The organism is Companilactobacillus insicii, assembly GCF_003946015.1.
Taxonomy (GTDB): domain Bacteria; phylum Bacillota; class Bacilli; order Lactobacillales; family Lactobacillaceae; genus Companilactobacillus; species Companilactobacillus insicii.
In genome coordinates this window covers 97,401-111,102 of record NZ_RHNU01000003.1, presented here as the reverse complement: position 1 = coordinate 111,102, position 13,702 = coordinate 97,401, and the positions used below count along the sequence as shown (strand labels likewise).

At 34.3% G+C, this 13,702-nt stretch carries 11 protein-coding genes and 1 pseudogene; 9 read left to right on the top strand and 3 right to left on the bottom strand.

Annotated elements, in window-relative coordinates; genetic code table 11:
* The first annotated feature begins 35 nt into the window (after positions 1-35).
* The 5 genes and pseudogenes from EKM79_RS01890 (at position 36) to EKM79_RS01870 (ending at position 5,162) form a co-directional block, all read left to right on the top strand.
* Positions 36-857 carry a Cof-type HAD-IIB family hydrolase gene (locus tag EKM79_RS01890; protein ID WP_125565444.1) on the top strand — a complete coding sequence of 274 codons (822 nt, stop codon included), beginning with the start codon at positions 36-38 and terminating at the stop codon, positions 855-857.
* A gap of 102 nt (positions 858-959) precedes the next feature.
* Entirely contained in the window at positions 960-1,556 is a 597-nt protein-coding gene (locus EKM79_RS01885) for a L,D-transpeptidase (RefSeq protein WP_125565443.1), read from the top strand.
* Positions 1,557-1,793: 237 nt separating this feature from the next.
* Positions 1,794-2,861 (top strand): ribosome small subunit-dependent GTPase A, encoded by a 1,068-nt coding sequence (rsgA, locus tag EKM79_RS01880; protein ID WP_125565442.1) that lies wholly within the window; start codon positions 1,794-1,796, stop codon positions 2,859-2,861.
* A 286-nt stretch (positions 2,862-3,147) separates the two neighbouring features.
* Positions 3,148-4,540 (top strand): annotated as a pseudogene (locus EKM79_RS01875) (Nramp family divalent metal transporter).
* A 13-nt stretch (positions 4,541-4,553) separates the two neighbouring features.
* On the top strand, positions 4,554-5,162 hold the full coding sequence (locus EKM79_RS01870) for a TetR/AcrR family transcriptional regulator (RefSeq protein WP_164505977.1): 609 nt from the start codon (positions 4,554-4,556) through the stop codon (positions 5,160-5,162).
* A 26-nt stretch (positions 5,163-5,188) separates the two neighbouring features.
* Here the strand turns inward: EKM79_RS01870 and EKM79_RS01865 are convergent, their stop codons facing one another.
* Entirely contained in the window at positions 5,189-6,898 is a 1,710-nt protein-coding gene (locus EKM79_RS01865) for a DUF6792 domain-containing protein (RefSeq protein WP_125565440.1), read from the bottom strand.
* A 143-nt stretch (positions 6,899-7,041) separates the two neighbouring features.
* Here EKM79_RS01865 and EKM79_RS01860 point away from each other — a divergent pair, with 143 nt between their 5' ends.
* The 3 genes from EKM79_RS01860 (at position 7,042) to EKM79_RS01850 (ending at position 11,076) form a co-directional block, all read left to right on the top strand.
* On the top strand, positions 7,042-7,263 hold the full coding sequence (locus tag EKM79_RS01860; RefSeq protein ID WP_125565439.1) for a transcriptional regulator: 222 nt from the start codon (positions 7,042-7,044) through the stop codon (positions 7,261-7,263).
* Positions 7,264-7,318: 55 nt separating this feature from the next.
* Positions 7,319-9,418 carry an ATP-dependent Clp protease ATP-binding subunit gene (locus EKM79_RS01855; protein ID WP_125565438.1) on the top strand — a complete coding sequence of 700 codons (2,100 nt, stop codon included), beginning with the start codon at positions 7,319-7,321 and terminating at the stop codon, positions 9,416-9,418.
* Positions 9,419-9,723: 305 nt separating this feature from the next.
* Positions 9,724-11,076, top strand: a complete 1,353-nt coding sequence (locus tag EKM79_RS01850; RefSeq protein ID WP_425454016.1) for an NCS2 family permease — start codon at positions 9,724-9,726, stop codon at positions 11,074-11,076.
* 62 nt (positions 11,077-11,138) lie between these two features.
* On the opposite strand, the gene EKM79_RS01845 is transcribed toward EKM79_RS01850, so the two are convergent.
* Entirely contained in the window at positions 11,139-11,993 is an 855-nt protein-coding gene (locus EKM79_RS01845) for a hypothetical protein (RefSeq protein ID WP_125565436.1), read from the bottom strand.
* Entirely contained in the window at positions 11,983-12,963 is a 981-nt protein-coding gene (locus EKM79_RS01840; RefSeq protein WP_125565435.1) for an SIR2 family NAD-dependent protein deacylase, read from the bottom strand. The genes EKM79_RS01845 and EKM79_RS01840 overlap by 11 nt, the downstream gene beginning before the upstream one ends.
* Positions 12,964-13,117: 154 nt before the next feature.
* Here EKM79_RS01840 and EKM79_RS01835 point away from each other — a divergent pair, with 154 nt between their 5' ends.
* On the top strand, positions 13,118-13,696 hold the full coding sequence (locus tag EKM79_RS01835) for a TetR/AcrR family transcriptional regulator (protein WP_125565434.1): 579 nt from the start codon (positions 13,118-13,120) through the stop codon (positions 13,694-13,696).
* Positions 13,697-13,702 lie beyond the last annotated feature (6 nt).

The window sequence follows — 13,702 nt, the reverse complement described above, 5'->3', positions numbered from 1 at the left end:
TAATAAGTGATCTTTAAAAATGAAGAGGTTTAATTATGTATAAAATGATAGTTTGTGATCTTGACGAAACATTGATGAATGATGACGGAAGTTTGTCTGATAAGAATGCTGAAGCCATTCAAGCTGCAACGGCTAAGGGCGTTTACTTTGTAGTTAATTCAGGCCGTGGTTATGCGTCATTTCAAAATACTTTAGATAAAATGAACTTACGTGATAAGTCTAATCAGTATTCTATTTCGTACAATGGTGGTTTAGTTTTAGAAAATAAGAATAATCGACCATTGATTGTTAATTCAATGGCATTTGATGTTGCAAAAGATATATTTGAGGTTGGGATTGCTGATCATAGTGCTGTTACTCATGTTTATACTCAGGACGAGTTATATATTTACAATCCACTACCTTATGATGTGGATTATTTGAGTAATCGGGGAGTATCTTATAAAGTTATGGATACACCAAATTTTGATAAGTTCAAAAATCAAAATATTATGAAAATCATCATGGCATTACCAACTGAATCAGAACGTCAAGCCATGCGTGGTTCGGTTCAAAACAAAGTTGATCCTAGTAAATTGACGGTGACATTTTCATCTGGTCGATATGTGGAATTCAATCCTGCAGGTGTGAATAAGGGAAGTGCAGCAATTCAGTTGGGGAAGTTACTGAATATTAATCCTGATGAAATTATTGCGGCCGGAGATAACGGTAATGATTTGCCAATGTTAAAAGTTGTTGGATTGCCCGTTAGTGTCGCTAATGGAATTGATGAGGTAAGGGATGCCGCTAAGTACGTAACGAAGGCTGATAATAATCAAGATGCATTAGCTGAAGTAATTAATAAATTTGTTTTGTAATTTAATATTAAAAATTAGTTTCATTATATTTGTATTACATAACTGATAAGCTCGTTGTTCCTCGTCATAATGTATATTATGATTAAATATACGGGGGATTTTATGCTTAAAAATAAAAAGATAATTACGGCAATAATTTCAATTGTAGGAGTTATTACAATTTTGGTTATTGCTTTTTCGATTCATGCTAATAGTACTAAATCAGTTGAGGCAGAGTCAAAGTCTACTAAAGTGGCTAAGAAAGTTACTACCAAAAAGGAAAATGCAGATGCATGGAAACATCCATCTGAAAAGAAGGCTTATCCAGATTTGGATAAGTATAAGGATGCTTATATTAAAGTGTCGATTGCTAAACAAAGAGTATATATAATGAACGGTAATGAAACATTATATACTATGAAAGCAGCAACCAGAGAGAAAAAATCTCCAACACCTAAAGGAACTTTTGAGATCCAAAATCGTGGAGATTCTTTTTACAACGCTGAATCAAAAGAAGGCGCTAATTATTGGACCTCGTTCAAGGATTGGGGAGTTTACTTATTCCATTCGGTACCAACTAATAAGGATGGCAAGTATGTTGAAAGTGAAGCACAAATGCTTGGTACACGATCTAGTCATGGTTGTGTTAGATTAACTATACCTGATGCTAAGTGGATCAATACATCGGTTCCAGATGGTATGAAGGTTGTAGTGAAATAATAAATATGATATTTTATTGTTAATAACAAATGAGAGGTATGCTTGATGTCGGATATTCAATAAGGTAGTTTTATACACAAAATAGAAAGCAGGATAGTCCTGCCTTGTTTAGTGTACCCACCTTATGGATGACCGAAGGAGTATATCTCTTTATTACTTCTTTAAGGCACAGTGGGTAACTGTGCCTTTTTTGTCGCAAGCTTGTGGGTACATACACTTGCGAAGGGAACAATCAAATTGAATAATAATTTAAAAAAATATGGACTAACAGAAAAAATTAAAAAAGAGTCCGAAAAGCACGGCGAGTTAACATTAGCTCGAGTTATTGAACAACAAAGAAGTAGTTATAAAGTAATGAGTGAACTGGGAGAATTAGAAGCAACAGTTTCTGGCAAATTTATATATGAAACTGATAATCAAACCGATTACCCAGCTGTTGGCGATTGGGTAATGTTATCTAATGTTGAAAATAATCAAGCAACTATTAATAGTTTATTAAATAGAAGCAGCACTATGATCAGGGCATCTTCTGGATCTGGCGGTGGTGGTCAGGTTATTGCTACGAACGTAGATTATATTTTTATATGTATGTCATTGAATGATAATTTTAACGTTCGTAGGGTAGAACGTTACTTAACAGTTGCTTGGGACGGTGGTGCTACACCAGTCATTATTTTGACTAAGTCAGACTTATGTGATGACTTATCTGAACGGTTAGCAGAATTAGACGAGGTTAGTTTAGGTATTGATACCGTCATTTGTTCATCCGAGAACGAGGAAGGATTTGAACAAATTGTTAAATATATTGAGGAAGGTAAAACAGTTGCATTCGTTGGGTCCTCTGGAGTTGGCAAATCAACGATAATAAATCATTTGATAGGAACCAATGTTTTGACAACCAGTTCTATTCGTGAAGATGATGATAAGGGACGTCACACGACTACTCATAGGCAAATGTTACTGGTTCCAAATGGTGGAGTAGTTATTGATACTCCAGGAATGCGTGAATTACAAATTTATACAGGTGATTTGTCGAAGACATTTGAGGATATCGAAGAATTAGCAGCACAGTGTAAGTTTAGAAATTGTACACACATTTCTGAACCAGGTTGTGCTATTAAATCGGCAATTAAAAATGGACAGTTGACACAAGAACGTTTTGATAGTTATCAAAAACTTCAAAGAGAGATGTCATACAATGGCATGAATGCACGTCAACTGGAAAATGAAAAGATAAATCGAATGTTTGGTAGTAAAAAAGAAATGAATCGCTTAATTAAAAGTGTGAAGAACAAACATAAATAATAAAGTCGTTTGAGATCATTAATGTTGATCTTAAACGGCTTTATTTTTGATTTATACAAAAATATTCTTAGATTAACCAAAAAAATATTTTAATTTTTTATAAATCATGATATTATATCAATGGTCAATTGAGCGCACGCTCAAATTATTCAATATTAATACAATTATAAGTAATGTATGACTTAATCGTGCACCCAATAACTATGAAAAATACGGAGATAGCATCATAAGTTATAAATGATAATATATCGCCGAATTTCTAAACCAATAGAAAAGAGGTACTGCTATGAAAGATAGTGGTGAAGTAGAAGCAAACGAGACAACCGCTAAGCGTGGTAAGTTTGTAAGTTCAAACTCTGCAGAAAATAAGAGTTTGGATGAAATTAACGGAAGTATCGAAGTACCAGAGGGTGCTGGATTCTGGAGAACGTTAATGACTTACACGGGTCCTGGTATTTTGATTGCCGTAGGTTATATGGATCCTGGTAATTGGATCACCTCAATTGCTGGTGGTGCTCAATATAAATACACACTCTTGTCAGTTGTACTTATATCAAGTTTGATTGCCATGTTATTGCAAGTCAATGGCTGCAAAACTTGGTATTGTTACAGGGAAAGATTTGGCACAATTAACCAGAGAAAAAACCTCTAAGACAGGTGGTATTATTCTTTGGATAATCGCTGAATTAGCAATTATGGCGACTGATATTGCCGAGATTATCGGTTCTGGTATTGCGATTAAGCTGTTGTTCAATATACCTTTGATAATTGGTATCTTAATCACAGCTGCCGATGTTTTGATCCTGTTACTACTTATGAAGTTAGGATTCCGTAAGATTGAAGCAATCGTTGCTACATTAGTTTCAGTTATTTTATTAGTGTTCTTATACGAAGTATTTTTAGCTAAACCTAGTGTTACAGGAATTATTGAAGGATATTTTCCACAAAGCAATATAATTACAAATAATGGTATGTTGTATTTGTCACTTGGTATTGTCGGAGCAACTGTTATGCCTCACGATTTGTACTTAGGTTCATCGATTTCTCAAACTAGAAAAGTTAATCGTAAAGATAAAAAAGAAATCGCTAAAGCTATCAAGTTCTCTACAATTGATTCAAATATCCAATTGTTCTTAGCTTTTATCGTTAACAGTCTACTTTTGATCTTAGGTGCCGCATTGTTCTATGGAACAAACAGTGAGCTAGGTCGTTTCGTTGATTTATTCAACGCCTTGAGTAACAAGCAAGTGGTTGGTGCAATCGCTAGTCCGATTTTAAGTATGTTATTCGCCGTAGCTTTGCTATCATCAGGTCAAAGTTCAACAATTACTGGTACACTTTCTGGTCAGATTATTATGGAAGGTTTTATCAGATTGAAGATGCCTTTATGGGCGCAACGTTTGTTGACAAGACTTTTGTCAGTTACCCCAGTTTTGATTTTTGCATTTTATTATCATGATAATGAAGCCAAAATTGAAAACTTGCTGACATTCTCACAGGTATTCTTAAGTGTTGCCTTACCATTTGCTATCATCCCATTGGTTCTTTTTACTAGTGATGAGAAGATAATGGGGCAATTCAAGAATAAGAAGTGGGTCAAGTACTGTGCTTGGTTTGCAACAATCGTTTTGATAATTTTGAATATTTATTTAATTGTCCAAACTATCGCTGAAGCCTAAGGGAGTGAAAATAGTGAAGAAGAGTGACATTCAAAAACAAAAGATATTAAAAGCCGCTCAAGATCTATTTGCCAAAAAGGGCTTTGAAGCAACTACTACTAGAGAAATAAATAGAGCCGTTGGAATTTCTGACGGTTCTTTATACTATTATTTTCCTAATGGAAAAAAACAAATATTAGATATGATAGTTGAAAATGGTGTTGTTCAGCGTGAGCAATCTGTTAATAGAACGGTCTTGAAAGTCGATAATTTAGAAGACTTTGAAAACCAAATTTTAAATATATATGATGAAATTTGTGAAATATTTTCTGATGATGATGGGTATCGTGCATTTATGATAACAATTCGTGAACGTGCCATTCTATCCAATAAACAGTCTGAATGGATATCTCAGGTTTTGACACGCATAAGAGAGAATCTAGTGGTTGGTGTAAAGTCTGTTAAGAATCAATTACGAATATCAGACAGTGATGTTTCGACGTTGACTGATTTGATAATAGCTATAATGCAAAGATCTATTTATGAGGAATTGTTAATTAAGAATAAAAAAACAATTGAACCTGAAATAAGGAAACGTACTATATCGCAAGTACACTTATTTGTTCAATTGATTTCTAAGTAAGGAAGTCGTATTTTGACTTTCTTTTTTTATTCTATTTTATTAGGCTTACGGCTCAAAAAGTATTTAACACCATTAATAATATGAAAATAGACTGATAAGTCTAACATATCCATATTCAAACTCTTTAGAAATGGCCATTCTTTTCTTGAAGATTGCCACATAGATGGCTGTGATTTAGTAAAGTCCTCTGTGATTTGCTGTGGGCGATCTAAGAAGATCTTTGATTCAAACAAGTAATTAGAATAAGCATAGAAGAACTCAATCGTTTCAGGTTTATCTATGTCATCGTGTAAGATTTTAACGCGGGCACGAATGAATCCTAATGAATTACGCATAAGTTGACTACCAGTTTCAGAATCTTGTAAATATGCAAATAATTGTTCAAAGAAATGCTGATATGAATGTATTTCTCCAGCATTTAAGTATGATGCTAAATGATTCTTGAACGGATATTTCCAATTATTCAAATTGTATTCCCACTTATGTCCAATCCAGATAGTATAGGGTATTTCGTAAAATACTTGAGTTAGATCTTGTTCAAAACTTTGATTAATTATTTCTGGATATTCTCTAGGTAATAATTTTTTTATTTCATTGTTACGAATATTGTCGTTAGTCTTGTCTTTCGTCAAATTGAAGAGTTTATTCCAAATCTCAGAAGTAAACAAATCAGGTTTAATAAGTTTGATTTGTTTTAGGTTTATTGGGGCAGAATTTAGTGTATAACCGGCACTGAAACAATCATCCATCAATTGTAAGGTTTGAACAAAATGTCCACCTAGTGAGTGGCCAAGGCCATATAGGGAACAGTTTCTTTGAATATTGTTCTGGAGATAGTTGATAAAGTCTCTGGCAACTAATATTTGACGATTCTCAGTATCGTTACCAATTAAAATTGCATTAACATTGTAATTCCAGTCTTTATATCCCTCAATCAAGAATTTATCAAGACGTTTGCGCCGTGAACGCTCAGTATAGTCCATATCAGCTTCGGTTCCTTTGAAGGTTACATAGCATTCACGTACACCATCGATTTCGATTTCGTAAGCAATTCCTGAGAATCCACATGCATCAGCTCCTGGAATTAAGACTCTAGCATCATACGAACGAATGTATGTTGCATGGCGGTGGACTTTTTCAAAAATCAAATAATCTAAAAAACTTTCTGGTGTAAATTCTTCGAACATGTATCGATCATAATCAAATTGCATAATTCTAGTTCTAAAGTCCAAATCATCTAATAGTTCTTTAGGTTGATACTTCTCAGTTCGTGTCTCAAATAAAGTGGTTTTATTCTGGTAAATCAATACTTTCATCTGAGTTAAGTAACCTCTGCATAAGCCAATATTTTCGTCTTGAATCATTGCAATGAGACGCTTTAACTTGTTGATTTTACGATTACGATTAGGAATGGTATCCATTTCTTTAGTATGTGTTTCGTCAATATTTTTTAATTTCAATGCTTTGTCGATTAATTCAGGATGGAACATTTTTGATTGCTTAAAAATTGGATCCTTTAAATTTACTGTTTGAGACAGTATCAAATTGGTAAGTCTGGTTTTTTCTTTATTTAAATATGAATAGCTGAAACTCATACGTTTGTTTTGACGCAATAATTCCTTACTGTCATTTTTATCAAAGGTCAGTGGCATTGCCTTATGTGCTCGAAAGTTTAACAGATCAAATTGTTCATATATCTTGTTTAATCTGTCTAAAGATTTGAGTAGTTCTTTCATAAAATCACCTCGAGATCTCTATTCTCAGTGTACCAAAGTATTGATATTAAAGTATAATTTTTATAAAATATAGCACATTTGTGGTACTTCACACTTGCGTTATATCACAGACGTGCTATAATGTATTTGTGGAGGTTGGAGATATGGAAATAGACATTAAAACCTATTTAGAGGATAAGCATTTAACAATCTACTTCATAGCGAAGAAGAGTGGATACGGTTATACCACTCTGCATAAGTCCTTTAATAAGGAACAATCTTCCGCAACGCCGCTAAATTTGCGCGATATTGAAGCATTAGCGAAAGCGCAAGATATTGAGATGTGGCGTGTTCTACGTGACTTGGAATTGCATTATCTAAAATAGGAGAGTCGCACGGAACGAAAATGTTTCTTGTGACTCTTTTTAGGAGGTAGTATATATGGCAAGATCATTTTGGGATGACGATTTATTTTCAAGCAATGATATGGATGATATTTTTAATAGACTAATGGGTGAAAATAACAATGGTAATGGCACTAAATATTATGTCAATGGTCATGAGTTAACACCTGAAGAATTGGCTAGATATCAGGAAATGCGTACTGCTGGTAGACAAGTACCTGTTAATGATGAAGCACAGAAGACTGGCACTGGTAGTAACGGGAAACTATTAGATAAATTAGGACGTAATTTGACACAAGAGGCTCGTGATGGTTTACTTGATCCCGTCATTGGGCGTGATAAAGAAATTCAAGAGACAGCTGAAGTCTTAAGCCGTCGTACTAAGAATAATCCAATTTTGGTTGGTGATGCTGGTGTTGGTAAGACTGCGGTTGTTGAAGGATTAGCTCAAGCAATTGTTAAGGGCGATGTTCCTGCAGCAATTAAAGATAAGCAGATTATTTCTGTTGATGTGTCTGCTCTTGAAGCAGGTACTCAATATCGTGGATCATTTGAAGAGAATATTCAGAACTTACTTAAAGAAGTTAAAAAAGCAGGCAATGTAGTATTGTTCTTCGATGAAATTCACCAGATTATCGGAACTGGTGCTGCTGGTGGAGAAGCCGGTAGCAAGGGATTATCTGATATCATCAAACCATCTTTAAGTCGTGGTGAGATTTCAATTATTGGTGCTACAACTCAAGATGAGTATCGTAATACAATCATGAAGGATGCTGCTTTAGCAAGAAGATTCAATGATGTAACTATCAATGAACCAAGTAAAGATGCTACTGTGGCGATTCTAAAGGGATTGCGTAAAGCATATGAAGATCATCATAACGTTAAGTTACCTGATGAAGTTTTGAAAGCCGCTGTGGATTATTCAGTACAATATATTCCACAGAGATCACTCCCTGATAAAGCAATCGACTTGATTGATATGACCGCTGCTCACTTAGCTGCTAAGAATCCAGTAACTGATAAGGTAAGTTTGGAAAAAGCTTTGAAAGAAGCTGAAGCACAAAAAGACGAAGCTGCTAAGAAAGAGGACTTTGAAAAAGCTGCTGATTTGAAGAGCAAGATTGAAGATTTGAATGCTAAATTGAAGGACGATAAGGGTAGCAAAGCTGAACCAATTGCAACTGTGAACGATATTGCTGAATCTGTTCAAAGATTAACTGGTGTACCTGTATCACAAATGGGCGCTAGCGATATTGAAAGATTAAAGGATATGGGCAAGCGTCTCAAGGGGCATGTAATTGGCCAAGATGAAGCTGTCGATATGGTTGTTCGTGCTATCCGTCGTAATCGTGCTGGATTTGACGAAGGTAATCGTCCAATTGGTAGTTTCTTATTCGTTGGACCTACTGGTGTTGGTAAGACTGAATTAGTAAAACAATTAGCAAGTGATATGTTTGGTAGCAAGGATGCAATTGTTCGTTTGGATATGAGTGAATATTCAGATTTAACTGCTGTATCTAAGTTGATCGGTACATCTGCTGGATACGTTGGATATGAAGATAATGGTAATACATTGACTGAACGTGTAAGACGTAATCCATACTCAATTGTCTTGTTAGACGAAATCGAAAAGGCTAATCCACAAGTTTTGACGTTGTTATTACAAGTTATGGATGATGGCCGTTTAACTGACGGTCAAGGTAATGTGGTTGATTTCAAGAATACAATTATCATTGCCACATCAAATGCCGGATTCGGTGATAAAGCAACGAAGAATGAAAAACTAATGGATAAATTAACACCATACTTCCGTCCAGAGTTCTTGAATAGATTCAACGGAATTGTTGAATTCACTCACCTTTCAAAGGATGACTTGAATCAAATTGTTGATTTATTGTTGAATGATGTTAATAAGAACTTAGCTAAGAAGAATATTACACTTGAAGTAACTCCTGAAGCTAAGGAATGGTTGATTGACGAAGGATACGATGAAGCAATGGGTGCAAGACCATTACGTCGTGTTATCGAGCAACAAATCAGAGATAAGGTTGCTGAATTCTACTTGGATAACTTGGATGTAAAGAATCTTAAGGCTGACTTGGTAGATGGAACAATTAAGATTTCTGAGAATAAATAATTTAATAGAAAAGAGAATCAAGAAAATTCCTTGATTCTCTTTTTTTTGTGAGAAAGTTCGTATTTTAATGCTTTATTAGAATCAACAAAGTTACTTTTATAATTAAAATAATGTTCACCAATTGTATGTGTATTTATGGTATATCAACTTAATTTCTGAAATAATACTTACTAATATTTAAAATTTCAGTAAAACACGAACTATAAATAAATTAATTAAAAAAATGTTTCTATTTCTATTGAAAAAATTATAAAACTTTGCAATACTATATAAGTTCGTGAAAAAAGTATTGATTAGGGGCGTTTATATTGGAATCATTAGACGATAGAAAGAACTTGAGTTTCTTAGAGCGATTGTTTCATCTAAAAGAAGCTAATACAACTGTTAGACGTGAAATTCTAGCAGGATTAACAACTTTTGTATCTATGGCATACATTTTATTCGTTAATCCTCAAGTACTAGGGGATTCAGGAATGGACAAAGGATCATTGTTCACCGCTACAGCTTTGACGGCAATTGTTGGATCTGTTTTGATGGGTATTTTGGCAAATTATCCAATTGCTATTGCACCAGGTCTTGGGGACAATGCATTCTTTAGTTATTCAGTTGTTATTGCGATGGGTATTCCATGGCAAACAGCTATGGCAGGGGTTTTCGTTGCTAGTATTATTTTCTTGATTGTTTCGTTATTAAAACTACGTGAACTAGTTATTAATTCAATCCCACAAGATTTGAAACTTGCCGTTTCAGCAGGGTTAGGATTATTCATTGCCTTTGTTGGCTTACAAGGTGGTGGATTGATTGAAGCTAGTAAATCATCACTAGTTGAAATTGGATCATTCACAAATCCCACGACTTTGTTGACGATTGTTGGATTGATTGTTACGGCAGGACTTATGTGTCGTAAGGTTCCAGGTTCAATTTTTATCGGAATGGTATTTACTACTATTGCCGGATTGGTTACGGGATTAATTCCCATGCCTAAGCACATTATTTCAGGTATTCCAAGTTTGAAACCAACATTTGGCGTTGGTATTTCACATGTTGGTGAAATCATTGATAAACCACAAATGTGGGCTGTTGTCATTATCTTCTTACTTGTGGCATTCTTTGATACAGCAGGTACATTGATTGGACTAGCTGAACAAGCAAGTATTATGAAGAATGGTAAGATGCCAAGAATCGGTCGTGCATTGATGGCTGATTCAATTTCCATGGTTAGTGGGGCCGTCTTTGGTACAACTCCTCCAACTGCTTATGTTGAATCTAGTGCCGGTATTGCTGTCGGTGGTAGAACAGGATTAACGTCAGTTGTAGTTGGTGTTTTCTTCGCTATTTCCATGTTCTTTTCACCATTATTGACTGTGGTCACATCAAACGTTACTGCGCCAGTATTGATTATCGTTGGTGCCTTAATGGCGCAATCAATGAAGGGAATTCATTGGGAGAAATTTGAGATTGCTTTACCAGCTTTTTTAACTGTTTTAGCAATGCCACTTACATATAATATTACTTATGGTATTGCCTTTGGATTCATAGCTTATCCATTGACAATGATGGCAGCAGGTAGAAGAAAAGAAGTTAATGGTATTATGTACGGACTATTTTTTGTCTTCTTATTACTGCTCTATATCATTAATGTTTTGCCACATAATTAAAAAGTAAACATCAAAAAGATAGTATGAATAACTTTAATATAGTTATTCATGCTATCTTTTTATTACGATTTATTCGTGTTTGGTAATGTTAGCTCACATAAAATATCTTCAATATTTCCGGCTAATTCCGTAGTTTGTTTTTCAATTGAATTTGGAACAACGATGTGGTCTCGATTAATAATAATATAGTTGACCTGTGTGGCAGATCTCATCATATCAAATATTGGCTTACGCAAATTGGGATGATTTTGTCCAACTCCTAACTCTAAAACGGTTAAGGGTTTATGCATAGAAATTGCTGAATTTAAAAATTTTGAGAATGTATTTTGACTTTGTACAGGATTTATATATTGTGAATTAAATGGCAGATGTGGCAGCAGTACATTTCCACAAATTTCACATTTTGGTAATAAGTCAGAGTTAAGTTGATCTTTATTTTCAGCATCTACAATTTTCTGAGCAATAGGTAATGATCTAATTAGCCGACGATTATCATGCTCACCAAAACATTGAAGTGTTCCCCAATCACCCTCAGTAGCTAAAATAGATTCGTCATTGAAACCAGCAAGATTAAAATGATATTCACCGTTAGACGTGGCAATCAGATAATCTTTGTCTTTTAGTAATTGCTTTAAATATTTCATTTGTGGACTAATTTGGTAATTACCAATAAAATAATTTATCAAACGAGCCCAAACTTGCCAGGCATCTAATAGATTATTGTACGGATATGATATAGCTGAAAGTATAGAATTAAAATGATATTTGGGAACAAGATCGCCTAATATCTTTTGAAAATCAGCGTTATTTTGGAAAATATTGACGCCCTCACTAATTGAAAAACCATTGCTAGCGGTAACTAGAATGGGAGTAGGTGAATTCAAGATTTGTTTAACTTGGTCTAATTTATTTGCCATTTTTGATCTCCACTATTTGATTCCGCACGTCGTGCAATACTTTAGCAATATCATTTTGAATAGCTAAACCTTTATTCTCTATTTGTTCAGGTATGAAAGCATTGTCGCGGTTTACTGAAATATAATTGGCATTTGGTAAATTATAGCTCAAAGTCCAGAAGGGTTCTTGAATAAACATAGGTGTCATACGTCCCACCCCGAGCTCGATGAATAGAGTTTTTGCACCTTGATGCTTTAGAAGTGCATTCGATATCTTGGTATACTCAGCTTGATATTTTTTTCCTTCCAAGAAGTTACCATAGCCACGTACCCATGGAAAAGCTTCGGCACCACAGTGCGGACAATGTGGAATTAATTCAGTAGGTATTTGAGTATCATCACCCATAGCCTCAATCATTTGTTCGATGGATTCAGTTGCATCCCAAACATCATCAGTACAAGCATTAGAACACTGAAAATAGCGATGATCTCCCTGAATTTCAGAAACTTTATCTTCATCGAATGTTTTTATAAATTGTGTATCTTGATTGGTAGTTACAATATCAAAATTTTTATCATTTAAAATTGCCGCTAAGTCATGATATGGCTGTCTTATTGGGGCGTTTAAAGTTGTGTGTAAGAATGTTGCTAAATATCCCCAGTAAGTCTCACGATTTGGGAAGGGATATTGCATACCAGCAAAAGCGCCCTTAAAGACGTATTTTTTTGAAAACTTTCCAAAATTTTCATAAAACGAGGGAGTGTCAGTATAATAAAAATCACCACCACCTGCAGCTGACAAACCTGATGCACCGCCAATTACAATATATTCTGCCTCGTTGATCATTTGGCTAAATTTTTCGATTTGTGTTTCATACGAATCCTGTCGTTTGGTACTTAATTTTATGGGAGTTTTCCCCTGAGCATAAATAGGATAATTACTTTGAAAGCTCTGTTGTGATTGTAAAACTAATTGTTCATAAAAAGTCATGAAGGTTTCCTCCAAAAGTTATTTATTAACTTCTTGACACAGTGTAATGAAATTAATAAAGTTTATTCTAACCAATGGAAAGTAAAAGTTAATAACAGTTATTATAAAGCTGTACTTTTATGGACATAACTTGGAAAGTGTAATGGAGTTTAGAATGGTGAATATAAATAGAAAAGTTGATCGTAGAACTTTATATACAATACAAATAGTGAAAGATTCGTTTTTGAAGTTAGTTGATGAGAATGGATATTCAAAAATAACAGTAGCAAAATTGTGTCGAAAAGCTGGTATTACTCGTACTACCTTTTACTTACATTTTGATAATGTGACCTCATTGTTAAATTCTGTATTAGATGATGCGCTTGATTTTGAACTTGTTTCTGAAAATATGTCATTTAACAATGAATCGTTTATTCCGGCATGTCAAAGGGTTGCTAAATCGGGTAAATATCAAGCCTTATTTATGGACTCAAATTTGACGGAGTATATTATTGGTCGAATTTATGCACATGAAAAAGAGAAAATGATTCCGGATATTATGAAAAAGACCAGTCTCAATCAAAAAGATGCAGATTTGTTATTTCAGTACACTTTACGAGGCTCATTTTATGTTAATTATCAACATCATTGGCAAAGAACAACGGCTTGGAAGCATGATGTAAAACTAATGAACTATTTTGTAGAGCACGGTTATAAGGCTTTTCATGAACGTCATATTAATAATACTAATTGATTCATT